Origin of the sequence: Alistipes sp. ZOR0009, assembly GCF_000798815.1 — a bacterium.
Classification (GTDB): Bacteria; Bacteroidota; Bacteroidia; order Bacteroidales; family ZOR0009; genus Acetobacteroides.
Genome location: NZ_JTLD01000113.1, coordinates 1 through 636 on the forward strand (window position 1 = coordinate 1; position 636 = coordinate 636).

Sequence of the window (636 nt, forward strand, 5' to 3'; positions counted from 1 at the left end):
AGCCGATGGTGCGAGTTAATTTCCGCCATGTTTTTTGGTTACTTTTTTGCGCCAAAAAAGTAACGTAAAAGTTAATCCCAGCATGAAGTCCTCCTGCATTAGCATATACATATGAATAATAGGAGTTCTCCAATGTCCCACCCTTGCACCGCAGACAGCCCCAGCCTAAAAGGCAGGTGTAATTCCGGCTTCCGAGAAAAATATGTAGACACAGTTCCGTGAATACTCCCGCAACTTCTCCACGAGCTCTCGCAACTTGCGCAGAGGCCACCACCGCTCGGCTTAGCGAGGACGCTAAGCTGGGTTCGGTACGGCCTCCGGCCGCATGCGCCAAATTCGAGGAGATAGCACTAAAGGGGGAAAGATAGGGAGCGAAATTCGCCGTAAAACGGCCCCATTCTGCCCGAAAAGGGAGCCGTCCATGCGCTACCACCCCCAAGCGCCTTGGGCGGCCGGCAGCGCCGCGTGGAGCGGGCTGGAAGCGTTAGGACACGGAGCTCAGGGGAAGGCCTTCCGTTACCAGGGGAATAAACCAAAAAAGGCCCCGAACTTTCGTTCGGGGCCTCTTGTAAGGTTGGCGGCCACCTACTCTCCCGCTTGGTGTAGCAGTACCATCGGCGCTGGCGGGCTTAACGG

At 55.7% G+C, this 636-nt stretch carries 1 protein-coding gene; it reads left to right on the top strand.

Annotation, left to right across the window (positions count from 1 at the left end; translation table 11 throughout):
• Positions 1–325 precede the first annotated feature (325 nt).
• Positions 326–636 (top strand): hypothetical protein (locus L990_RS20485; protein ID WP_047452001.1); only part of this gene is annotated, 311 nt, incomplete at its 3' end.